Source organism: Acinetobacter sp. WCHA55, from assembly GCF_002165305.2.
GTDB lineage: Bacteria > Pseudomonadota > Gammaproteobacteria > Pseudomonadales > Moraxellaceae > Acinetobacter.
This window is the reverse complement of sequence record NZ_CP032280.1, coordinates 41,101-65,512: the sequence shown is the minus strand read 5'-3', so window position 1 is coordinate 65,512 and position 24,412 is coordinate 41,101. Positions and strand designations below refer to the sequence as shown.

Here is a 24,412-nt window from a genome sequence, read left to right as displayed (position 1 = left end):
GCATGGCATTTGAAATTGGTCGGTTTAATGAAAACTTGATTACGTCAGCGACTCAAAGAATCGAAAATGTTGTCGAAGCCAAAATGGGCACCATCACCAGCACGGCGACCACGGCTAAATATTGGTTCGGCCATACCGCTGAAGAGTACAAGCAAATCCAAAAGGATTTATATGATCTTGGTCAAATCTTAACGGCCAATTACTTTGTACAATTTGAGGCTTATGAAGACAACGGACTCACTTCAAACCCTATTTTTAATAATCCCAATATCCCCTACTTGGCGACAGAGACAAATATCCCTTTAATTCAGGCGAATTTTGAGCAAATCCAAGTCGGTGGACGACAGATCCAGCAACTTACAAATGTAACTGAGGCGGATATTCAGCTGAACATGCTTGAAACAGGGCAAGGGGATATTGGGAACGGGCTATTGGACTGGGTTCAATTAATGGTGAATGATGATGGTACCGTAAATCCGCCAGCCAGCTATGCATGCCGTCTAACGGTCGGTATTTTTCACCGTCAATATGGCCTAGATGTTAAGCCTATTTCGCGCACCTTCTTAGTTGCGCCGTCACAGGCCATGATTGAATCGCTCAATGCTAATGGTGTCAGTGAGGCCTTAATTATTCCGACTTCATATGTAGTGCTACGCGACTTTATGGAATAAGCAAAAAAGCGTCTTTTTAGTTCGGCCAGAATAGTCCCATGGCTTGAATATAAAAGGCGCTTAAACCATGTTGAAACATCCGCTTTTCACCCCGAAATTTACCACGGGGCAGAATGTCAAAATTATTAAACCGTCATCATCTGCAATGCTGGATTCATGTGAGGCCAATATCGGCCAATTGTCTGGTGTTGCACGCTCTATTTCCGCTATTTTGTGCGATGGTAGCGATGAACATGACCAATGGCAGTTAATGAACGTTATCGACTCTACAGGGGCCTTACTTGATCATGTTGCGATTAAAGGCGCTGTAAGTAGTGAACAGGCCATTCGCCTATGCGGTAAATACCTTCCAGAGTTGCAAACGGGCAGTATTCGTAACGTTGTGCCGATGACTGATAGTGCAATTAAAACGTTTTTAGATGGTGCCAATATCCCAAGTGGTACGCCGTTTGTGCTTGCCAGTGATGCTTTAGAACTTGATTCAATCGGGGCTACCAAGTCTGTTGAATGGGTAGATGGTTGCATCCGTTCACACGGCGGAAGTATTTCCCAGTTAATGATGGATATGCGCCGTTGTGATCCAGAAGGCCAGTTGCTCGAACACGTGACCCCGCGTGATATTATCCGTCTAGTGATTGATGACTCATGCGAATTTGGGCCAATGCTGGATGCGATGATTATTAAGCATCGAAACCTACAACAGACTGTAACGCGCATGGCAGAGGCCTTAAAAGCCTATGACAATGAAGAGTTCTTTGTTAAGACCGTAACGCCAATTGAGCCATTTAAGCGCAATGGTGTAGCGAACGTGGGCGCTATCTTTGAAATGAGCGATTCACAAAAAATTACGGTGCTTTTTGCTAATCCAGATTCTACCCCTGCAAAACTGTCCTCAGATGATGTTTTAACGTCTTGGAAGTGGATGTTAAATAAGCGTGATGTCACAGCTATTTTGCAACCCCGCGCCGTGGACGCGAAGAAATACAACGTTATTGCTGAACGTATGACCCGCCTACTGGCCCGTAACCATAAAAAGTTCAAAGATGCACAGGCTTCCCGTGCTAAAGATGAATTACTGCTTTCTGAGCTTGTGGGCCAAGTCGAAGCGGATCAACTTGAATTGCGTACATTGGATGCACAGTACAATGCCATTCAGCAAGAAATTGATGCTGAAGCGACGCGCAAGTTAAATCAAACTGAGATTGGTAAAGCTGGTGAATCAGGTCTAACCGCTGAAGGTGCTGAGAAGTTCCATACGGATTTAAAAGCAACTTTAGAAAATGAACAAAATGTTCAATTGAGTAAAGAGCAACTTATTGTCAATAAAGCAACGGCGCTAAAAGATTTATTAATCGCTGAGCACGGCTTTACCGACGACAGAACAGCCAAACGAAATACACATGCATTTGTCCTAGATACACCTAATAAAAACCGTTTAACGATTAGTGCTTTTATTGATGAAACGTATAACGATCAGTGGGTGTTCAGTGCATGGTTGGGTGCTGGTGATACCAATATTCTAAAAGACCTTGATACCAGTCAAGATATTGAGCAAATCGCACAACAGATCGTTGAGGCAGACAATCTAAACCCAAATACAACCAATGAACAAGGTAAACAAAATGTTCAAATGAACAAGTCGGAAAACACAGCACTTTACGAGATTAAAAACGGTCGCAAAAAAGAAGGCACGATTAAAGTTACTAAAGACGGCGATACCTATACGGCCTTTGTTTCTATCGCGGGTGTAGGCGGTGAGTTTGTCGGTGATTTAAACCAAGTGAAAAGCTGGCTTGCGGTGCGCCTACAAAGACTGGGTGAATCGGTAGAAGGTGCATCATTATCATGGGAGAGCACGGCGAGTCGATTAAAGCTTAAATCTGGTGAGGACTATCTTAACCTGAGTGAAGCATTTGTAACCTTTGATGAAGTGACTGCAGTTACAAGTAAAGTTGACTTGGCTAAATTAATCGCTAAAAAGCTTTCAAAAATGGACGGTTGGTCTATGAGTGGTAGCACAGCAATTCGTGATGTAACCCTGAACGGCCAAACATATAAATACAAGTTTAACTTTGCGCCTTTAGCGTCAACAACAGAGTTCCGCATTGATGAAGTTTTAATGGATGAAAGTCGCGGTGCTGTGACGGATGAAGCAATTGTAACTTATGGCATGTTCACCCCTTCACGTGAAGGTGTTGAGTTGGCAGTTAAGAGCCTATTTGAAGGTGTAAACAGCCACATTGAACACCAGCTTGAAAACAACACTCAAAGCGATGAACAAGATGTTCAAATGAACAATGATGATAGCCAAAACAATAACGCCGTGTCTGATGATCAACAGTTCTTAGAGCGTGTCGTTGCGGGTACTGAAGATATGTCATCCGCTGATTTTGGTGACAAGCTCATTGCCATTGCTGAAAACCTAGATCCAGCATTAGAGGCTCTATTCGAGCAAGCAACAGACGCATATGCAAACTATGCCATTTCACTTGAAGTTTAAGGAATAGCACAATGAAAATTACTCCCATTGAGAAAATTAAGCTTTCAAGTGAACGTGTGGGACTTGTGGCCCAGCTAAAAGCGAATGAGCTAAAAGGTGTGGATAAGATCCGTGCATCCAAGCGTATTTCTGAAATTGTGACCTTGTTGAAAGGCGGTAGCGTAACAGCGACCACTGTGCCAGAAGATCCATTTCATAATATTGATTTATCGCCATTTGAGCGCATTGTTCAAAATGGGGAAATCACTATTGAAACCCTACAGGGTGCCATCGATTCTACCAAGATGTTATTGCACAGCGTATCTACGCCCAAGGTGTTTGTGGATGCTGTGAATGTGGTGAGTCAAAAGGCATCGGATGGTTCCCTGCTTGACAGTTTAGGCCAAGCGGGTGCTGTTTTATTGAATGAGCTGGGCCAATTGATCGATAGTGATGGTGCCTTGGAGCAGACCAAGCATGCTGGCATGCTGGACAGTACCAATACACCAGATGAAACCCAGCGCACGGCGGGCGATTTAAAAGACTTATTCCGTGATAGTGGATGGGTGGAGGGTAGAAACGGTTTACTTTCTAATGATTCTGAGCAGTACCAGTTCCGTATCAATGAAAATAGACTGTACACCTTTGATGTGGAGGCTTATCAAGGCAATATTCATATGCAGACCATGACATTTAACGGGATCAGCATTCAAGAATGCATGGATTTTGTGAATCGCTATATTCAGCTGGTGGACAATCAACTTGCGTTTATTAAGCCTGAAATCGGCAATGGTTTTAATCAATCCATGGCGCAAAACAATACGATTCAGCTACCCGATGTGATTGCACAAACTGCGGGCACCAGTATTTTAAATGCGGGGGAAAACCCAACGCATGAACAGCTGGTCAATAACGATTACCACACGGCCAAACTAGATATTTCTGGTATGAAAATCGCCATTGAAAATCCAGTGGGTAGTACACGTTCTGGTGTGGATGAAAACGGTCAGCCATGGCAGACACAAATGTCAGCGCATTACGGCTACTTTGAAGATACGCTTGGTGCCGATGGTGATGAACTAGATGTCTTTGTTGCACTGGGTACACCGCACGACTATGACGGCCGAGTATTTGTTATTTCTCAGAATGACCGACACGGAAATTTTGATGAACATAAGGTGATTCTTGGTGTAACGTCAAAAACTATTGCTATACAGCTCTACCGTTCGCATTACGATGAAAACTTTAATGGTGCTGGCTCAATTGTCGAAATGAGCGTAGAAGACTTTAAATCGCGCATTTATGGCGGTAAAACGGCCATGCTTGACAGTATTCAAGGCGCAATGATGGATTCATGGGTGAATGATGGAAAATTTGAACTTTGGCCCGTGCGTAAGCTTGATTTAAGTATGCTTGATCAAAGCATGAATGAGGCGAAAGCGACGATTAAAGAGCCTATTGTTTTGTTTCATCAAGGTTCAAAGTCTTATGTGGTTCATGGCCGTAAGCGCTTAGAAATCGCTAAAGCAAATGGGGAGAAGTTTATCCCAGCGATTACCTTTGATGCGGGTGAAAATTACACCACGGCCGATATTAAAACGGCGATCCGTAAGTGTGGCAATATCGTGCATGCTGAGGCTTTAGGCGCAATGATTGAACTCACAGCCAGCAAACGCCTTGAGTCTGAACTCAAATAATAAACATGATGTTCAAATGAACAAAAACCGCCTTTTATTTAGGCGGTTTTTTATTGCAAGGAATATCGAAAAATCAGGCACTTTCACTTGCCTAAAATTAATGGTGAAAGTTCCCTTTAAAGAGTAGAAGTCCATGCCAGTAAACAACACGGCTAAGAAAGGATTGACTGTTTTTAAAAGTGCATTAGGCGCTTTAAAAAGCAAGATTGCCCCAGAAGAAACCCCGACGGGTGTTTTTGAGTTTGCAGACCAAAAAATTACACCGAGAACCCGCCAAGCCAATAACAATAAAGCCGTTGCCTTGATGCGTGAGTTGGAAAATGACCCATCGCGCACGGCGACCGCTGAAGAGAAACTAATTTTATCCCGTTACACAGGTAAGGGCGGTAATTTGGAAGTTGAAGGGGTTAAAGGGAGTCAGTACGAGTATTACACCCCATTACCTTTAGCGAATGCGATGTGGGACTTGATGAAAGATCTAGGCTTCGACGGTGGTGCCGTCCTAGATCCTTGCGCGGGGACAGGTATTTTCGCCGTGGGCCGTCCAGAAAATACCATCATGCAAAGTGTTGAGCTTGATCAAGTGTCAGGTACCATTAACGGTATGGTGAATGATGGTACAAATCACAACGTTATCGTAAGCCCATTTGAAGCGATTGCATCAAAAACCCAAGACAACACATATGATGCCGTCATTACTAACGTGCCCTTTGGTTCAAAGTCGGCCCGTGGTAGCAATGCCCGTTTAGATATTTATGCTGAGGACGATTTAGACACGTATTTCGTTAAGCGCTCAATTGACAAACTGAAGTATGGAAAATTGGCTGTATTCCTTGCCAGTACCAAATTAATGACAGGTGCATCTAGTCGAAAGTTCCGCCAGCAAATTTCACTTAAAGCTGATTTGGTCGGCGCTTATCGCTTGCCAAATAAGGTATTTCACCCTACTGGTGCCGATGTGGTCACGGATATTATTGTGTACCGCAAGCACAGTGAAGAACTCACAGCAAAAATCGAAAACTTGTACGAAAACGGCCAGATTGAATTACTAAAAACTTCCCGTGTTTTAGATGAAAACATCATTGCGGGTAAATACTATAAAACCGAAGGCATTAACAACGTACTGGGCCAAGTAACCAAGGTTACAGACTGGCGCAATAAACAACGTGAAATTGAAGCGGTAGTCAGTGACGATAGCTTAGCCAATATTTTAAAGCTTATTCGTCGCTTTCCAGACAGCCGTATTGACTTGAATGCATTGGATTTGGCTGATACACAGCCAAGCGTGACCATTCAAGAGGGTGATGTTCGCGTTATGGCGGGTACCACGTTTGAATATATGGGCGGGCAATGGGTAGCTGTCCAGCAATCAAGTGGATATGCCAATGTTGAAAACTTTGAAACGGCTTTAATGGCCTTCCATTCAGGCATGAGCCTTGACGATTTAAACGCCTATCGAACCTATAGCCAATCGGCCCGTATTTCTGTCCCAGCATGGGCAAATCAAATGCTGGATGTCACTGTAGGGGCGAATAGTGATGCATATGCTTACTGGTTGACGCAATTTGCGCTTTATGAGGCTTTGCAGACCGACATTACTGGGAAATATTCAGAGCACTACACGGCGCTTACAAGCGCAATGAAAGGCATTCTGAAAGATGTGCAGAGCAAGAAATATAAAAACTCCGCTTTGCGCACAATGTTGAACTTCAATGCTAAAGCCTTTGATGGTGCTGATTTGTCAGCATACTGGTACGGTACCGCAATTGAAGTAGCTCAAACCTTAGATGTTAAATCAGCTTATGAAAACGCCGTGTACATGGGCCGTGCTGATAACTTCATGGTATCGGTTGAAGAGATCAAGAAAAGTAATCCAGACTTTAACCCGCTTACCGACGATAACTACGCCGTGAACGGTGACGGTACCAAGGTATCGTTAAATCGGGATTATTACGTGGGTAACTATGGCGAGTTCTTGGCCCGTATCAATGCTGAAATTGAGACAGCAACAGATCCAGTTTTACGCGAAAAACTGATTTCACAGCGCCACAAGGCCAGTGAGCATATTAATCATGTCGATGTAAACAAGCTCAATTTAAGCCTACGTGCAACCAATATTGATATATCAATCAAAAGTGACTTTCTCAGTATTTACGGCGGTGATGATGTTTTTGTGAATACTGAGGGCCGTGTGGAAGTTCAAGCGAAGGTGCCGACCTTTGATGATGTGGCCCGCTGGTTAAAACACGGTAATTTCCCAAGTGATGTACGGGTTTACTTCTTAAATCGTTTGTTAGATGCAATCAATAACAATACCCGCCTTACTCTACGTGTACCCAAAGATGTGAGCCGTGCAAAGCATGACTTTGTAATGGAGGCTTTTCTGAAGTACGTCCGCGAAATTGATGCGACGTTTGTATCTTATTTGCATTCCAATGAAGCGTTTATGCAAGAATTGGACGGAAAGCTGAATGACCCGTTCAACAAAGAAATGGTTACAGAGCTGGATGAATCGCCTATCGAAATTGATGGGTTTAGTCCGCAATTTGAGGGTTTTGAAGCATTACAGACCTATCAAAATGCCGAGATCCGCCGTTTAAGTCGTCGCTTTGAGGGGATTACAGGATTTGACGTGGGCCTTGGTAAGACTATGGCATCAATTGCAACAGCGCAAAACCTTCATAATATTGGGGTGAAAAAGCGCACGGCGTTTGTGGTGCCGTCACATACGATCAGTAAATGGCTACGTGATGTAAAAATGACCCTTACAGACCATAGCGGTGTATTGGTGATTGGTTCCAAGGAAAACAGCCTAGAGTCGATTAATAGCGCGAACTATGGAACGGACTTAAACCTACTGATTAAGTCAAAAGACTGGCGCATTATTTTAATGACCAGCGATGCGTTCACCATGATCCCGTTAAAAGATTCAAGTATTGAAAAATACTATGCACCAAAGCTAACAGGATATGACCTGAGCAAAGATAAAGACCGTCAGGCCTACAATGCATTCTTGGCCGATAAAAAAGCCGATATGCAGGGTGATAAGGGCCGTTTACCTTACTTTGAAGACCTTGGCATTGATTCAATTGTGTTTGATGAAGCACAAATGTTCAAAAATGGTGATGCCAGCGAAGGTTCAGGAAACTTTAATACCATCCGTGGCCTATCCCTTTTGGGTGAAAAACAGCTATCTACCCGCGCCGTGTCAGCGAAAATTAAGTCTGAATATGTACGCGGTACCAATGCGCTGGGTGATGGTGTAGTGCTACTCAGTGCGACCCCAATCACCAACAGTCCAGCAGAGATTTTTACAATGCTGTCGCTGGCCGTGGGTGAGAAAAAAGCCAAAAATATCCTTGGTGGTTCCTCAATTGAAACCGTAGACGATTTCTTGAGTACCTTTGCCAATACGGAAAGCATTGAGGGTGTTGATATTACTGGGGGCTTGCGCTCAGATGAAACATTCACTGGCTTTAAAAACGTGGAATTGCTTAAAAATGCACTGCATACCGTGGCAAACATCCAAACAGCGCGTGAAAATGATCTAAAGATCCCAGAACAAGAGGATGTGCCGACCAGTATTGAGCTATCGCAGTCAGATCGACTTGTATTAAGCGATTTAAAGCGTGCCTATGGTCTAGCACGTCTAGCGGTCGGAAATGGCCTACATGACGCAGACGATCAGCAATTTTTAGAAGAAATGAGCCAGCGTCTTGGTGAGCCAGCTGATTTGATTGCACATCCATTCAACTTGATCAGCAAAATGCAAGATTTGATTTTGATGGGCCAAGATGCAGTTTTGGAGCGTGGCTATTACATCAATTACATTGCCCCTGAAGATGAAACCTTGGCGCAACGTGTAGTCGATGCATTCAATAAAAAACCGCCAAAATTCACCACAAAACGCAATTACCCGCTGGTGGAAGAGGGTGATTTAAAAATCAAGAAACGTGCGAAAAACTTTGGTGAATCAGATGAATATGAAATCACCGTCCGCGCCTACTTGAATGAAGAGCAAAACCAATTGTGTCTAACGGCCAATGATATGAAAGCGATTTCAATTTTATTTGAAGTGGCAGACAAGAACGGCCTAGATTTGAAACCGCGTCTATCGGCGAAACTGCAGTCGATGGTCGATAATTTCAAGCAAGAGCAATTGACCCCGATGCACCAAGGCCATGCAAAGCAGATTATTTTCTGTGACACACTGGCAATGCACCACACAATTAAACAAGCCTTGATTCAATATTGCGGTGTACCTAAGTCACAGATTGCTATTCTGAATGCATCAATCAAGCCCGATGGTTCATCTGGCAAGGTGGTAACGGATGATGTGCAAGATATTCAGGACGGCTTTTCATCGAATAAATACACCGTGGTTATTGCCAATAAAAAGGCCGATACAGGTATCGATTTACAACGTGGTACCCAAGCAATTCACCATTTAACGACTGGCTGGACTCCCGATAGTCTTCAACAGCGTAATGGCCGTGGTGTGCGTCAGGGCAACCAGCAAGCCAAAGTGCGCGTTTATTTGTATAACGCTAATGGTACTTTTGATGAATATAAATTACGTGTCATCAATGGAAAATCAGATTGGATTAACAAGTTGATGAACAAATCAGAGGCTACAGGCGGTACTTTATCCGTATCGGGTGAATTGTCGAATGATGAACTTGATTTAATGATTCAGGCCGATAGCCAAGAGGCAATTGAGCAATTACTGAATGAGCGTGAAAAGCGTGAAGTTCAAGCCCGCCTTGACCGCACAACCAAGCAAACACAAATGCTTTTGACTATTGCCCGCCGTTCTGGTTTGCAAGCTGAGGACTCGAAAGAAGAAGTAACCAATGCGCTGATTGTGCTGGATTACAAGAAATACGTGTCTTTACTCAAAGATGAAGCCAAGACCTTAAAAACTGAAAAACTTGAAAATATTCAGGCTCAGAAACAAGCAATTGTTGATCGTTATAACGGGTATATCCCAAATAATACGATTGAGAACTGGGATAAGGGTTTAAGAAGCTATGCTGAGCCAAGAGGCGGTGAGCCGAGACATACTTCATCACTTAGAACGTATAGTTTTGGTGAAGACTTTAAATCAATTGAACTGGTTAAAAACGTACTGGCTGAAGATAAAGGGCCAATTCACCAAATGGCGAATAACAAGTACAGCTCAATTCAACGTATGGCTGAGACATCAAAAGAAACCCTATTCAACTATGAGGACAGTCCTTTTAGCCGTGAAGAGCGAGAAATGCTGTTTAATGGCACGGCGCGGTACCGTGATGAAATGGGCCAGATTGAACGCAATGGGGACTTGGTAAAAGCGGTCAATTCTGAAACGGGTGAAGTGCTCTACGGCATGATTTCTGTCAAAAATTTTGAGATTAAATACGTGTTTAACTCAGGATTTGCACCTACATCGAAAAGTACAATCAGTGTATTAAACGCGAATGAACGTGCGACTGCTATTCAGGCCTTTATTGATTATGAACTGGCCCGTTTAAATGAATTGAAGGTGTACGACTACACGGCGCTTACAACAGATCAAGCCAATCGTTTTGTGAAGTTTAGCCGAGATTTACCAGAGGTTCGCCAAGCGGTAGAAGCTGAGTTGAAAACGGCTCAAGCAGAGTGGATTACGGGTGAATCAAAAGTCTATGCGACCGATGTACGCCACAAAGAGAAAAGACAATGCTATTGGAGCCGTCATATCTTCACAGCGTTCTATCAAGCGAACCCTGCCCTAGTTCAAGCGTTTAACAGTGCTTTTGATGATGTGGTGAAAGCAGTTGAGTTTGAAGGTGAAAACACCGCTATTCTGGTGATCCCAAATGACAAAATGCATTTGATTGACCAAGTGGCAACATCGATTGGCTATCGCAATCGATTGCTCGATGACCTTTACGACTTTGCTGAAGCCCAAAAAGTTAAGCTTAGTTTTGATGGTGCTGATTCTTCAATGGTGAATGATTTCTACCAAGAGAAAGTGGATGCCGTGCGAGATACGTTTAAGCGCTATTCACTGGGCCAATTACCCCTACCCTACTCAACCGACACAGTTTTGACAGATGATCAAAAAAACGAGATCTTAGAAGCAATGCTTGTCACTGCTTTAGGTGAATGGGTGTCTGATGTGAAACCGTTCTATGAGCGTGGACGCATGGAGTACGCTTATAAATCAATCTTAGAAACTTTTGCACTCGACCAGTCTAGCCCAGAGGCAATTGTAAAAGCCAATACCAAGTATCATTCAGGTATGGGCCGATTTAAGAATATGAGCCTTACAGGTGTTGCATTCTTGGGGACTGGTAGCTTTGGTTCGGCGTTTAAATCAACCTACAAAGACACAATGAAAACCTATGCCGAAAGCATTAGAAAAAAATGCCTTTGGGATAATCGCAATACGTGTTGGGTGGTAGATCCTGAAGTGATGTTATGGATGATGAAACAGGATTGGTTTAAACTAGATGAAGTTGAATTTTACTGAGGGCAATAACAATGATTACTAAGCTTTTACCCGACCTTGAGCAATTACTTCCAATTACGGCCAATGTACGCGCCGTGTTGGAAGAACAAGGTAAAACCGACGTTGTTGGTGCTGTCATTGAAAACATGAAGGCTAACGCCCAAATGCTGGCAATGCGCGGTATCGATGCTTGGCTTGGTTATGGTGTTTATTTGCCAGCTGTAGAGCGTATTATCGCTATCCATAGCGGTGAGACTGAGGCGGACTTTTTAGAGCGCACCCAGTACCCCGTTAATGTGGTTGAGGCTTATACGGTACCAGAGAACGACTTGGCAACTTTGGTGTGTGCAGATCAATATAGTTTGATGCACAAGGCATCTGTGCCGAAAAATACCGCTGAGTGGTGCTTGAATGAAGAAGAACAGCACTTTATTAATTTGAATATGTTTGAAAACCGCTTGAAGGCATAGACCTACAGGTGTGAAAGGGTTCGCTTAATGCGGGCCTTTTTTTATGGCGAAAAAAAACCAGACAAACGTTAGTTTTTGTCTGGCTATAAAAGGGGTTCGTTGTGGGGACTACATTCAATTGAGTTGAGAAATATCCAGTAGATCCACCACGGGAGCTATTAAACAACACGGCGCATATCTTGCAAAGGGGTTCGACTGGGTAGCTGTATAAAAAACGGATACTTTTAAAAAAAAGATTTCTTTAGGCAAAGAAAAAAGCCGAACTTTGGACGGTTCGGCTTTCTCTTTTGCTTCACGGTAATTAAGGCGCTTTGGGTTTAAGCGTTGTACCCGCCGTGCCTCAAAAACAATATAGACAATAATATTGATCAGGTCATCCCCTCACCTATTGAACTTATACCGATTTTTGAACAGGTCGCATTGTGTTTAAATGAACAATATGTTCAAATGAACACAATGTTCAAATATGGTGATCTTATGTTTCATGGTAAATATTGGATTCAGGATTCAAAACTATTGGTAAGTCTGGATCGTCCCAAAATGACTTGGGGTAGTAAGGAATACAAGGCTTGGGAAAGTTCTATGCATGAACAGGTGCTTTTCCCGATTTATAATATTCTTACCGACCTTAATTACGCGATTGAAGAACAAAAAGGGATCTTTAAAGACCCGCAAAACCGCTATGCGCGTAAAGGTGACTTGAGATTGGATGTTATTGAGAAATCAGGATCTATTGAGGTTCATTTTTTTCAAAACGTGAATGCGCCAAGACGACCCGACAGCGGTGGGCGCTATGAGTGGGATAAAGTTAATCTTATGCCCTTTCTTATGCGCCTAGAGATGGTGCGCACCATGAATCGTATTACTCAATTCCTTCAGGATAAGTTTTACATCACTCAAGACCTTGAGCGTGTGGAGAAAAAGATTGGACTGGGTGGCATGACTACGACACAGTGGTTAGTGCAATATGATGGCCCGCATGATGATGGATTGGTTTCATCTTGTAATACTCAGAGCGCAGATAAAAAAACCATTTCTAATGGTGATCGTGTTTGGTTTTATGATCATAAAGGTCGCTTAAAAGTCGGTATTGCCCGCTACAACAAAAGTAATATGTGGTGGGTAATTACTGGCAAATATTACCGAGCAAATGAAGGGGCGTTTAATTTGTATTTGTCCCCGCCTCACTGTCCAAGAAAGAAAAATAACACCTATGATCGTCGCAATAAAATGAGCCAAGAGGCCTTTAATTGCCGTGCGAATGGGGATGTGGAGCGTGCGAATAAATTGGATACGCTCATTCAACAGGAATACGGTGATACAGGGCTTTGGATTACCCGTGACCAAGCCCGTGATTACTTTGTAAGGTGTGGCCTAAGTTATAGCGATATTACAAAGTATAAGTTTGATTTATTGCGCAAAATGGTGAATGAGAAACTAATCAAAAGCGCTAGATTTGATGGAAGTTATAAGTGTAATCGAAAGACCAAATATCACGGAAATAGTGCAGGGTTAAGTCATGCTTATATCGGCTGTCAGGCTTATTATTTTGGTAATCGTGAGGCGATTAGTTTTAACAAAGGTGGTGAGATCGGTTTTGCGGGATGGGCTGATAATGGTGCGGTTAAGCCGATCTTAGAGGCCTTTGTTGAATGGTGTGACAGGATTAAAAAGTAGGGGAAATAAAGATGAATTTTGTCGATGGTGATTCGTATTTGGTTACTTTTAATAATGGTCAGGATTGTGTAGAAGCGACCTATATTGAGAAATATAAGGTGTTCAGCCACTTGGCTGGGAGTATATCGGTTTCTGAGGCTGAAAAAGTAGAGAGCGTTACAGTAAACCTTGTTATGCCGACGCAAGAGCAATACACCACTTTGGCCGAAAATTTGGATGGATCAGAAGAAACTTTTTCCAAGGCATTGGAGAGTAACTTAAAAGAACTGGGCCTAGACCCAGCGCTAAAGCATTCCAGTGAATTTTTAAAAGAACTTGAAGAGCGTATTTTCTGCTGTGAGTGGTGTGACACTTGGAAGGAGAGAGGTGTACGCGTGTTTAATGAGCATACTCAGAGTGATATGTGTGAAGAATGCGACGATAAGAGCCAAGGGGATTGATATGAAAACTAAACAAAATAAGCAGTTGCAAAGCCAGCTCAAACGAGCTGTGAAAAAGGTAATTAAGCTTAAAAATGCTATTAGCACGGCTAAAAAAAACCTAGATCAAGCTGAAAATTATTTATATCAACTTCAATACCAGCGCGACCATGACTATATTGAGAGTTTGGGTAGCGAAGTTGATTGGCCGTTAATCTTTAATTACAGAGGAAACGAAACAAAACTGGTGTACGTGTACCGACAAGATGTGTTGTCACAACATGACCTAAATCTAACGGGACATTATAATAATTATACCCGACAGCATTGTTTCTATATTGAGTTTAAAGCCGATACACGTGAAGAGTTTTTAAAGAGGAAGGAACAGGTTAAATTTCTTTTTAGTCACTTAAAGTTTGATTTTAGGGAAAATAAACAGCGTATTACTGTTAGAAATCTGATTAATGACGATCATTTTAATGCGGAGCTAACTTTCTCCAAAGTAACAAATAAGTATGCGTTAGAACTTCCATCATGGCGCATAAAAAACAAGTTATTCGAGTTCGATACTTTGGACTTGGCTTTAGAAAAGATTCTATCAATATCTAAGACTTCTGAGGATGCAGAGGCGTGAAATTTGAAGCACAAAAACACGGCGCTTTTTGGGAAGTTGGGTTTTTTAACCCTGCAAAGAAGTGGATATGCTTGAGTTCTTACCCTACCCAGAGTGAGGCGGATGAAGAGGTTAAGCGGTTAATTGGTGGTAATAAGTCATTTTTTTGAACATTTAAACATATTGTTCATTTGAACAATATGTTTAATTAAGCAAAGTTATGATGCTCAGATTTGAGAATCATAACTCTATGAAGGTCGTTCTACGCCGTGGATCTAGTAGAAATGACTCAGGAATAATGAAAAAAGCCTATTTCTGAAAAGCCCAAGATAAGCCCTATACAGATATAGGGCTTTTTTATGGCTAATGAGCTAAGAGTGAATAACTCACCAGAGCCAGCCGTTCAATACAATAATCGAACGGATTGGGGGAAACTCAGCGACGTTTTTCAGGCGCGTATCCGATTATGTGATAAAGAGGGGAACCCTGCAAAAGACGACAGTGGTGCAACCAGCGGGGAGCAGATTATTGCTGTTGCTGTAGATGGTGATTTGTCTATTGATAGCCAGTATTCATCACCATTTGATAACTCTAATCCAGAGCACCGCCTACCGACATTAATGGGCATGCTTCAGTCTGGGGACTGGGTGAATACATTGGACTCAGTGGCAACGAATGTCTTTGGGGTTGAGCTTGGTTCAGATAACAAAGAAACATTAAACGCCTTGGAAGGTCGAAGTAATTTAACCAAAACAAACTCTACGCAAATTTTCACGGCGACCATGCCCGTGACAATCAATATGACACTGTTATTTAGTGCTTGGCGCAGTGCAAAAACTGAAGTCGAAGATCAGCTTAAATTATTAAAACAATGGGCACTGCCTCAAAAACTAGAAGAGGGGAGCTTGGTTGCAAGTGTGGCCGAAAACAAGTCTCTAACGTCTCTTTTCCCGTCTAAGGTTCCGCCGTATGTGGCCTTGTACTACGGCAAGAAAAAATACCTACCCATGCTTATAGCGAACGTTAGTGAACCCTTGGTGGTTCCTATGGACGCGGACGGCAATCGTATGGGCCTACAGGTTCAAGTTCAATTTTTATCGCGTACCGCTTGGGATGCTGAAAACATTAATTCAATTTATGGGTGATCTATGCCATTTCAAATCATTTCAGTAGCCGACATTGACTATCGCTTACAAGATATTTATATGCGGGATGTTTTGGCTATCGCAAAAATGCCGACCAATTTTTTTGAGCGCCAGCTATCCCAAATTTTAACCACGATTGTCGGGGATACTGCAGATCCAAAGACAAAGAAGGCGATCAACGTTCGCCATTTGACTGCAGAAGAGCGCTATGCACTTTTTTTAAATTATTTAGACCTTACCCGTGATCAAAATGATTTAAATACCAATATCGTGGTTTCTGATTTTTTAAGTGGGGAACTAAAGGATTTCAGTCGAGAGCGTATTTTTAATGACAATGGTGTGAGTATTCGCCACTTAAATGGTATTGAGGTTGAGGCCTTGGAAATGGGCTGTACAGATACCAATGATTGGATCTTGGGCGCTATGGCAATCACGATTGGTTGTGACAAGCTTCCGCCTATTGATATGCCGACTTCAATTGAATTTTGCGGGAGAATGATTAAATCCCGCATGACATTGCTTGAAAATCTTGAAAAAGAGGAATTTAACGACCTTATGGCCCAGTACCATATGTTGCAAGGTGATCAAGTGCATTTGGTCAATATTGCATTCGACAAGGGCATTGTCTTAGAGCGCACCAGTAAAAGAGGTACAGATGATGCGCCAGTACGATTTCGCCCTGAAATTGCATTCACGGGATACTGCAAAGCTATCTTATCAAACGCAACTAGAAACAATACAGCGGTTTAGTATTGATGCTGATGTGTCATTTGATCGGGTTTTGGATATGCCTTACTGGTTGCTTGATGATTTCTATAAAAAAGGCCCTTGGAATATCAAGAAACCCTATAAGCAAAATGATGATCAAATAAAGCTAAGTGTTATTCAATTGTTAAAAAATGTCTGCAATTTGCTGAAGAATTAACAGGCGAAAACCAAAACAGTTAAATAAGAGCGTTTTGTAATGATAAAAGTGATTGGTCGGTTGTGTTATTTAATGGGGTGTATGTTAAGCGTAGCAACGCCCTTCATTGCAGAGTATGCGAGTGCGAATAATACATTAAATAACAATGTATTAAGTAATGATAGTTTGCGTAATATGGCGACGACCTACAGCTATTTTCTACTTATTATTGCAAGTATGTTCTTTTTAATTATTGGCTCAGTTGTGGGGTATTTCTACCCAACGCCACAATACGGCGTTAAACCATACCCAAAGTGGCTGAAGCTTTTAATTTCAATGGGTGGCGGTGTTCTGGCCTTCATCTATTACATCGCAACAGAGAAAGACATTCACTCAGTTATTATCATCTGGGTAGCATGCATTTCCTTTGTGTCCCCTGCAATTATTCACCTTGTTCATGCTGGAATTATTAAGTTTGTGATGGGCAAGGCCAATTTGACCGAAGATGACGTAAAGCAAATTGTAAAAAGCTTTGGTGATCAGGAGAAATAATCATGACAAATTTAATGATCTTAGGTTTTATCCTAGTTACTGTTGTTGTTATTGCCCTTGGGTTGCCTAATCGTGTACTTGATACTAAATCTTGCAAGCGTAATTGGTCGGCTATATGTGTACTTCTGGCGGGTGCTTGTTTGATTATCGAACAGTCGGATAAGGCAATATTTTTTGCATGCTTATTGTCAGCAGGAATACTCACAAATTACCTTTTTCCAATCCTTTTAAATGTACTGATTACATTTAATCGGAAAAGTGATCCATGAATGCGGAACTTAAACAGATCCAAGAAACGTTAAAAACAATCGGTTTATATACAGGCGCTATCGACGGGCTTATCGGAAATAAGACGTATAGCGCCTTTATTAAATTAAAAGAGTATAAGGGCAGTAAACAGCCTTTACGTGAGATTCAGACGATTCTAGCCACGGCCCGCGTATATTTTGGGGCAATTGACGGCATTATCGGTACTGGCTCAATTTCGGCCTTTAATCACCTTATGCCAGCACCTAAAGTCACAGACGAATTGCTGAAAAAAATCTATAAAAACTGTGCATCTGGTTTTGCTGATTACATTAATCAGAATATCGCCACATACCACATCAAAACCAAAGCTGATTTATGTGCTTTCTTGGCAAATAATATTCATGAATCTAAGGGGTTTAAAGAGCTACGTGAGAACATGAATTACTCACCACAGCGCCTTCTAGTGGTTTTCCCTAAATACTTTAAAAGCCTAGCTTCAGCAAAGGCTGTTGCGAACCGTGGGCCAGTGGCTATCGCTAACACCGTTTATGGCGGACGTATGGGGAATAATCCAAAGACTAATGACGGCTTCAACTATCGTGGCGGTGGCACCATTCACTTAACTGGGGCAGATAATTACCGCTTATGCAGTGTTGGTATTGGTGCTGGTACCAAGCTATTTGATAATCCAGATTTAATCGTTCAACCAGAGTATGCAATGAAGTCAGCGCTTTGGTTTTGGGAGCGAAACCAATGTAGTCGTTTTGCGAATTTCGGTGATTTTGAGCGTGTAGCTGAAATCGTCAATGGTGGTGCCAATGGCCTAGATGAGCGCATTGCGCTTAATGCAAAAGCTTGGAATGTGCTGTTTTAATTCAAACTAAAGCTACACAAAAAAAGACGCACAGGAATAACGGCCAATGCGTCTTTTTTATTGGGCCACAATTGATTTTATTTAACGTGAAATAAGATCATGACCAATATCACCACAATTATCGATCAAGAGTCTGGGATTCAATATCAAGGCGTAGAAGACCGAAGCAGTCGCACAGGCACATATCCCGTCATTGGGATGATAACAGGCCAGTTCCGCCGTGGACGTTTTGACAAGCCTATGACCATCACCAATGAAAATATTAAAGCCCAGCTTGGATATGACCCAACGAACCCGCATTATATGGCCGTACAAGATGTTTTGTCGTCTGGGGTGCCAAGTGTTCAGGTGTTACGTGTAGGCGCTGTAGCAAGTCTAATTTGCCAAGTAGCCCCTCCTTATCAATATGGCGCTTACATTATAAATAACGGATTGATTATTGGTGAAGATCCAGCAGTTTGGAAAAAAGCCGTTAAAGATAGTTTTAAACTTACTATTAATGACGTTGATCATCCCTTTGAACTAATCGATCCAAGTTCTGAAGGTATGACGGCAATGTTCTGGAAAGTAAGATTTGATTACACAGGCGTAGGCGATCTTATTCTACAGAAGGTTGTGATGTGTGCATCAGTACCAATGGTTATTGAACCAGAAATGATGTAATTCAGTCATTTTTCAAAAAAATCACATATCTTTTTAAGTTAAACGTAAACCAACCATCCCGTCGGTTTACGTTTTTTATCTATTCTATTCAGAATAGTTTAAATTTTTGAATGAAATCTCATAAAGCGCACAGGAATTTCCCCCCCGTGTGCTTTTTTTATTACGCCACAATTGATGTTATTTAACGTGAAATAAGATCATGACCAATATCACCACAATTATTGACCAAGAGTCTGGGATTCAATACCAAGGCGTAGAAGACCGAAGCAGTCGTACAGGGACATATCCCGTCATTGGGATGATTGCGGGCCAGTTCCGCCGTGGCCGTTATGACAAGCCTATGACTATCACCAATGAGAACATTAAAGCCCAGCTTGGATATGACCCAACGAACCCGCATTACATGGCCGTGCAAGATGTTTTGTCGTCTGGGGTGCCAAGTGTTCAGGTGTTGCGGATAAATCAAGGAGGCGGGGAGTTTAATAATTGTGTGCCTAATACTATTAACTTCAATAATATTGATATAAATGTGGCTGTAGGCGATATGATTGGTATGCACATGACCTTAACCACTCCACTTGGTAGCGTTTCTGGTGACTTTTTAATACCTATGCCAGACTATTCAAATATTATGGAAATATTCTTAAATCAATATTTATTTTCTAAAGAAAATACTGATTTAATTAAAATAGATATACCATTTGAATTTAATTATGCCAGCCAAAGTGGAAATGTTTTTCTATTTGTTTATGGACAAAGATTACAAGGTAGTGATGGTTCAGCTTATAAGTCACCATTTGATTTAACTATGCGACCACTTGAAGATAATAGTGCTGGATATGACCTTTACCCAGAATTTTTTATACATCCACCTGCGCAAGAAAATAAAACAACAGTTCATACTTGTGGTGTTCAAAACTGGCCCGCAATGTAAGTTTTTAGGCCCTATAAGGTTAAAATCTAATAGGGCTTTTTTTCGACTTAAAATTAAAATTCTGATATTTTCAGCGTTCTTTATAAAAGGGGCTAAAAAATGAGAAAAATCATAATTGTATTGGGGGTTTTGCTATCAGGTTCAGTTTTTGCGCATGAATACCCGTCAGAGATCCGAAAATGTTTTATTGCCGATGGAGCTAACCAAGTACAAAAATGTACGTTAGATTCTGGTGGTGGTGCTGGTGGTACTTATGTTCACTTAACCATGGGGAAGCGCACATTTTTGATGGAAGAATCGAATATGTGTGAAGAGCTAGGCGAATGCTGGAAAGTCATGGGGAAAGACGCGGATAGCCTTGAGGACTCAGTGGGTTATTTCCGTGATAAGAACACCAAGAAAGTAATACCTAAATACAAAGACGGCGCATGGGTGTGTGAAAAGCAAGTTAAGGGCAAAATGAATGTTTGTTATTCTCTAAAATAAACACCCAGAAAGACAAAACCCGCGCCTAGCCATAGTCGCGGGTTTTGTTGTTGATAGTTCTATAATGCTAAATTGGGATAAAGCTATATAACTATCTACAGGGATAAGAACCATAAAGGTATCTTTCACAATGTCCCGTAATTTTAAGGCTTTAATCCCGCCGTGTAAAGTCGTAAATGTGTAAAAATGTTTATAAAATAGATATTTATTCTATTGATAATATTTTTTTAAGGTATTTAATTTAATAACCTTTTTTGAAGTACCGTAAGAGTGCTTATTCAACATAGGCTAAAAAATGCGCAATAAAGAATAGTTAGATAATTTCTAATCAATAGAAGAATATATTAATTATTTAAGGGCTTTTTTTTGCATTTTTTTTGGTGCAATTTTTACAGATTAAGACCATGTTTTTAAACGAAAATATTGTTAAGCAGAATAATTAAAAGATAGTTTTTTTCAGTATATAGAAAATAGTTTGTATATAGGCTATCTTTTATGGTAATGTTTTCACCAGTTCTATAACAATGTCAATCAAATGAAAAATAAACTGGTCGTAAAAGATAACGCGCTCATTGATGCAAGTTTCAATCTATCCCTAATTGAGCAACGTCTTATGTTAATGGGTATTGTGCAAGCACGTGAGCTAGGGGAGCTAACACCCAGCACCCCAGTAGAGATCCAAGCTTTATCTTATAGCAAGCAATATAATGTCGAAGAAACCACGGCGTATAAAAGCCTTGTTTCAGCCTCAAAAACCCTGAAGCTACGTTATTTTAGCTATCGTGATCGTTACAAGGATCAAGATGCTATTACTATTGCGGGCTGGGTGAATCGTATTACCTACGTGAAATCAAGCGGTACCGTTGTTGTTTACTTCAGTGAGGAAGTAATAAAAATGATCAGTCGCCTTGAGGAACAGTTCACGCAATATTATTTAGACCAAGTGAGCGCGTTTGATAGCAAATACAGCATTAGGCTCTATGAACTGATTGTGAAGTGGTTAGAAGTTGGTAAGACTGAAAAATATGAAATTAACGATTTGAGAGCAAAACTTGGTCTAAATGAAAAAGAATATAAGACCATGAGCTTGTTTAAAGTAAATGTCTTGGATAAGGCTGTTGATGAAGTCAATGCAAAGTCTGATTTAAGTATCAAGTATGAGCAATTCAGAACAGGCCGATCTATTACACACATTCAGTTTAAAATAAGTCAAAAACGTGTAATTAAGGCAATTGTAGAGCCTAAAGAGTACACATTTAAGTTGTCACCAAGTCAAATAGCTCTATTTGCGCGTAAATTGGCGTATGACAACGCTTTCGGTTCAACCTATGCTGAGCAAGGGGAGACACTAGAAAGCTTTGAATTGCGCTTAATGGAGGTGCTTAGAGACGATAAAAAATGTAGAGCCTTTTCTGAAGATTTAATTCGCCTAGGTTATTCAGAGAAACCGAAGAAAAAAGCAGTTGCTTAAACATGGTCTTTCTACTGTGAAAAATAGAGTTTTAAATTCAAATTTAAAAAGTAATTTATGTTTTTAATAAAATAAGCTTATATAACTATGCTTTTATACCCCATTGAAAGCCTTGCTGTGTAAGGGTTTCACAAACTTAAAAGATAGTTTTTTGCAGTATAAAAAAGTTTAAAAGATAGTTTTTCCCATGTGGATAACTCATTAAAAGATAGTTTTTTGCAGTATTGAGATAGTTTATAAATAATCTATCTTTTAAGTATAAATGTACGAAAATTAATCATTTTACAGGGGCTTATATATTTAGACTAGCTTTTGAATAGATTTACTCGATAAAGGTACTGTTAAAACCTTTTTTTGGGTGGGGCTTCAGTCAATAAAAGATAGTTTTTTGCAGTATGGTTTGTATACGAATTTTGAGCAAGCAAAAGCCCCTATTTTCAGGGGCCTTGAGCATTAAAAGATAGTTTTTTGCAGTATAAAAATTAACGTTAAAAGATAGTTTTTTTCAGTGTTCTTTCAAGTTTACTTTGCATAGTCTAGTTCAAAGAAATCTACGATACATGTGCGACCATTTTCACTTTTGATTTCGTGGGCTTCGCTACCCATATGATGAATTAAACCAACATAGGTACATACCACATCCCTATTTCCACCTACTGTTGTTGATACTTTATCGCCCGCTTTGAAACTACGCATTCTCTTAGCCCACTTCTCAAGTTTTTTTTGCTGATTAGCGTGATAAGCGCTTTCAACTTGTTCTGCTAATCTGCTCACTAATAGATTAGGCATATTGTAGATAATCTCATTGTCTACAAAAACAGAAAATCGTTCATCATACGGCAGGGTGCTTAATTGTGTGCCAAAGATATTCATTAATGTTGCTAATGGCATTGTTAGATAACCATTCACGGTTTTAGGGCGCTTGTGTGTTGATAAATAATCCTCATACAAAGACCATCCAAATTCTGTTAGTCGCACTTGAACGGTTGTGTCAATTCCAATTTTAACAGGCTGTACTTCAACTTTCTTACCCATGCACAAATACCCCAATGATGAATAAAGATAAAATTGGTTCATTGTTGTTCATGGCTAGTTCCTAGTCTTGGATTTCAGGTGTATTTGTTTCTATCTTGATTTGGCTGGGGTTATTTTTCAGGTTGATGGTGTACGAAATACGATAATCAGCACCAGCACAGGTAGCGAACATATCATTCAGGGCATCTACAATATTGTCCGATGAAAAGTTGAGGGGCTTTTCTAGTTCATCCTCAATATCCATGATGTCGGTTAATTGAGATAGGTAAACGAACATAAATAGTTCATTCCCATCTGGATTAGATCCCTCAAAAACCCCGAATGAAATAGAGCTGAAATTTTCCAAGGTGCAATCAGCGCTCTTAAATACTGGGATAAATTGGCGCTGTCTGGCCTTTTGGCACATAACGCTTATTTGTTCTAGGCTGGCACTATCTGGCTCAATAAGAATAAGGTCTGTATGGCCCATAATTTTATTAATCTGGCGCAAATTATATTTATCAAAATTTGTCGCAATATAATTGCTGTCTAATTGTTTTTTTGTGGGGGTTTTAAATACAGGCTTTCCGTTACTATTTTCTTTAAATATAGAAAGTTTATTTAAAGTTATTAACTCATTGGTCATTTTTAACAACTTCCTCTAAAAGTTTTTCACGATTTAAAACTTGCTCCACTGTCTTTGAATACCATTTACCGCCGTGCTTACTTTTAATATCGCTTTTATTTAAAAGAGTGGCTATTTTTCGAGTTCCATATCCAAGTTCACGATATTTCTTCATGGTTTGAATATTATCTTGCTCTATAGGGTTTGGTATTAAATCATCGTCATTTCGATCAAAACCATAAGGGGTATGTGAGAATACTTTTAGGTTAGAGCGCTTATGATTAATGGCTAGTTTTGTACGATCAGAAATTTGGTCACGTTCAAACTGGTTGAGCACGGCCATAATGTTAAAGAACATACGGCCAGATGAATCAGTAGTGTCTATTTTTTCGGAAAGGCTCACCATGTCGGCACCTTTCTTGTGAATGGTTTCACCGATACCGATGGTGTCCACGACATTACGACTTACACGGGATAGGCTATAAAACACAAAAGCCATGCCGTTTTTAAGCATGGAAAGGGCTTGGTTCAGCTGGGGGCGGTTCACCGTGTTTTTCCCGCTGATACCTTCATCAATGAAAATTTCTATTACTTCATAGTCGTTTAGACTGGCCCAAGCTTTAATTTTATTTACTTGGGCCTCAATAGAAACACCTTCATCGACTTGCTTTTGGGTACTTACACGGACGTATCCAATAGCTTGCTTATTTTTCGCCATACTTTGCTAAACCATCGCGGACGCATTGAATTAAAAAATCACGCTTATTTTTGAACTTTGGTGAATCAATAATAAAACGGCGCAAGTCGTCGCCAAGATCAATAGGGATGTCAAAATTTTCACGGCGAGTTTCCACTCCATTTTTAGATGGGCGCAAGCTCACACGTTCTTCTTTTTTAACGTCAGGCTTTTCCCCAGTGGCAAAGCTTTTTGCTTGAGCAAAACGCTCAGCTGGTGATGTTTCTGGCTTTTTGGTTGAGATTTTAGACATAGATA

At 40.9% G+C, this 24,412-nt stretch carries 22 protein-coding genes; 18 read left to right on the top strand and 4 right to left on the bottom strand.

Annotated features, from left to right (window positions below):
* Nucleotides 1-2 precede the first annotated feature (2 nt).
* From CDG62_RS00410 to repM, 18 genes are all read left to right on the top strand, one after another.
* Complete coding sequence (locus tag CDG62_RS00410; protein WP_087527791.1) at nt 3-671, top strand: hypothetical protein; 669 nt, start codon at nt 3-5, stop codon at nt 669-671.
* A gap of 67 nt (nt 672-738) precedes the next feature.
* Nucleotides 739-3,171 (top strand): hypothetical protein, encoded by a 2,433-nt coding sequence (locus CDG62_RS00405; RefSeq protein WP_087527792.1) that lies wholly within the window; start codon nt 739-741, stop codon nt 3,169-3,171.
* 11 nt (nt 3,172-3,182) lie between these two features.
* Entirely contained in the window at nt 3,183-4,847 is a 1,665-nt protein-coding gene (locus tag CDG62_RS00400; protein ID WP_087527793.1) for a hypothetical protein, read from the top strand.
* A gap of 133 nt (nt 4,848-4,980) precedes the next feature.
* Nucleotides 4,981-11,343 carry an N-6 DNA methylase gene (locus CDG62_RS00395; protein ID WP_087527794.1) on the top strand — a complete coding sequence of 2,121 codons (6,363 nt, stop codon included), beginning with the start codon at nt 4,981-4,983 and terminating at the stop codon, nt 11,341-11,343.
* A gap of 11 nt (nt 11,344-11,354) precedes the next feature.
* On the top strand, nt 11,355-11,792 hold the full coding sequence (locus CDG62_RS00390) for a hypothetical protein (RefSeq protein ID WP_087527795.1): 438 nt from the start codon (nt 11,355-11,357) through the stop codon (nt 11,790-11,792).
* A gap of 477 nt (nt 11,793-12,269) precedes the next feature.
* Nucleotides 12,270-13,469 (top strand): hypothetical protein, encoded by a 1,200-nt coding sequence (locus CDG62_RS00385; protein ID WP_162904000.1) that lies wholly within the window; start codon nt 12,270-12,272, stop codon nt 13,467-13,469.
* A gap of 11 nt (nt 13,470-13,480) precedes the next feature.
* Complete coding sequence (locus tag CDG62_RS19500) at nt 13,481-13,909, top strand: hypothetical protein (RefSeq protein ID WP_228254367.1); 429 nt, start codon at nt 13,481-13,483, stop codon at nt 13,907-13,909.
* Between the two features lies 1 nt (nt 13,910).
* Nucleotides 13,911-14,522, top strand: coding sequence for a hypothetical protein (locus CDG62_RS00375; protein ID WP_087527797.1), 612 nt, complete (start codon nt 13,911-13,913; stop codon nt 14,520-14,522).
* The gene (locus CDG62_RS19260) at nt 14,519-14,671 is read left to right on the top strand and encodes a hypothetical protein (RefSeq protein WP_162903999.1); all 153 of its coding nucleotides are present in this window, start codon (nt 14,519-14,521) and stop codon (nt 14,669-14,671) included. The genes CDG62_RS00375 and CDG62_RS19260 overlap by 4 nt, the downstream gene beginning before the upstream one ends.
* Before the next feature lie 189 nt (nt 14,672-14,860).
* Nucleotides 14,861-15,646: a hypothetical protein gene (locus tag CDG62_RS00370; protein WP_087527798.1), complete on the top strand. Its 786-nt coding sequence runs from the start codon at nt 14,861-14,863 to the stop codon at nt 15,644-15,646.
* 3 nt (nt 15,647-15,649) lie between these two features.
* The gene (locus CDG62_RS00365) at nt 15,650-16,396 is read left to right on the top strand and encodes a hypothetical protein (RefSeq protein ID WP_087527799.1); all 747 of its coding nucleotides are present in this window, start codon (nt 15,650-15,652) and stop codon (nt 16,394-16,396) included.
* Between the two features lie 256 nt (nt 16,397-16,652).
* The gene (locus CDG62_RS00360; protein ID WP_228254366.1) at nt 16,653-17,102 is read left to right on the top strand and encodes a hypothetical protein; all 450 of its coding nucleotides are present in this window, start codon (nt 16,653-16,655) and stop codon (nt 17,100-17,102) included.
* 2 nt (nt 17,103-17,104) lie between these two features.
* Nucleotides 17,105-17,371, top strand: a complete 267-nt coding sequence (locus CDG62_RS00355; RefSeq protein WP_087527801.1) for a hypothetical protein — start codon at nt 17,105-17,107, stop codon at nt 17,369-17,371.
* On the top strand, nt 17,368-18,225 hold the full coding sequence (locus CDG62_RS00350) for a glycoside hydrolase family 19 protein (protein WP_087527802.1): 858 nt from the start codon (nt 17,368-17,370) through the stop codon (nt 18,223-18,225). The genes CDG62_RS00355 and CDG62_RS00350 overlap by 4 nt, the downstream gene beginning before the upstream one ends.
* Nucleotides 18,226-18,324: 99 nt before the next feature.
* Nucleotides 18,325-18,888 (top strand): hypothetical protein, encoded by a 564-nt coding sequence (locus CDG62_RS19495; RefSeq protein WP_228254365.1) that lies wholly within the window; start codon nt 18,325-18,327, stop codon nt 18,886-18,888.
* A gap of 199 nt (nt 18,889-19,087) precedes the next feature.
* Nucleotides 19,088-19,822: a hypothetical protein gene (locus CDG62_RS19490; RefSeq protein ID WP_228254364.1), complete on the top strand. Its 735-nt coding sequence runs from the start codon at nt 19,088-19,090 to the stop codon at nt 19,820-19,822.
* A gap of 99 nt (nt 19,823-19,921) precedes the next feature.
* Nucleotides 19,922-20,308: a hypothetical protein gene (locus CDG62_RS00335; RefSeq protein ID WP_087527803.1), complete on the top strand. Its 387-nt coding sequence runs from the start codon at nt 19,922-19,924 to the stop codon at nt 20,306-20,308.
* A 535-nt stretch (nt 20,309-20,843) separates the two neighbouring features.
* Complete coding sequence (gene repM, locus CDG62_RS00330; protein ID WP_087527804.1) at nt 20,844-21,779, top strand: replication initiation protein RepM; 936 nt, start codon at nt 20,844-20,846, stop codon at nt 21,777-21,779.
* Between the two features lie 522 nt (nt 21,780-22,301).
* Here the strand turns inward: repM and CDG62_RS00325 are convergent.
* From CDG62_RS00325 to CDG62_RS00310, 4 genes are all read right to left on the bottom strand, one after another.
* Nucleotides 22,302-22,814 carry a hypothetical protein gene (locus CDG62_RS00325; RefSeq protein ID WP_087527805.1) on the bottom strand — a complete coding sequence of 171 codons (513 nt, stop codon included), beginning with the start codon at nt 22,812-22,814 and terminating at the stop codon, nt 22,302-22,304.
* Nucleotides 22,815-22,875: 61 nt separating this feature from the next.
* Complete coding sequence (locus tag CDG62_RS00320) at nt 22,876-23,439, bottom strand: hypothetical protein (protein ID WP_087527806.1); 564 nt, start codon at nt 23,437-23,439, stop codon at nt 22,876-22,878.
* Entirely contained in the window at nt 23,429-24,136 is a 708-nt protein-coding gene (locus tag CDG62_RS00315) for a recombinase family protein (protein WP_087527807.1), read from the bottom strand. The genes CDG62_RS00320 and CDG62_RS00315 overlap by 11 nt, the downstream gene beginning before the upstream one ends.
* Entirely contained in the window at nt 24,123-24,407 is a 285-nt protein-coding gene (locus tag CDG62_RS00310) for a hypothetical protein (RefSeq protein ID WP_087527808.1), read from the bottom strand. The genes CDG62_RS00315 and CDG62_RS00310 overlap by 14 nt, the downstream gene beginning before the upstream one ends.
* Nucleotides 24,408-24,412 lie beyond the last annotated feature (5 nt).